1 protein-coding gene is annotated in these 234 nt (G+C 85.0%); it reads left to right on the top strand.

Annotated features, from left to right (window positions below; all coding sequences use genetic code 11):
- A partial coding sequence (locus tag AC0L2A_RS36580; RefSeq protein WP_473613046.1) for a hypothetical protein occupies nucleotides 1–211 on the top strand: 211 nt, incomplete at its 5' end.
- Nucleotides 212–234 lie beyond the last annotated feature (23 nt).

The raw sequence follows: 234 nt of genomic DNA, 5'->3' as shown, positions 1-234 counted from the left end.
CCCCCCCCCGCGCCGCCCCCGCCCCCCCCCCCCGCCCGGCCGCCCCCCCCCCCCCGCCGCCCCCCCCCCCCCCGCCCGCCCCCCCCCCCCCCCCCCCCCCCCCCCAGCCCCCCCCCCCCGCCCCCCCCCCCCCCCCCCCCCCCCCGCGCCACCCCCGGGGGGGGGGGGGGGGGGAGCAAACAGAACCAAAAGACGAGAGCGAACGGACTAGGAAGAAAAAAAACAGAAGCGACC

Source organism: Mesorhizobium sp. WSM4844 (assembly GCF_055811775.1).
The sequence above is the reverse complement of the archived record's forward strand: the minus strand, read 5'-3'. Positions and strand labels throughout refer to the sequence as shown.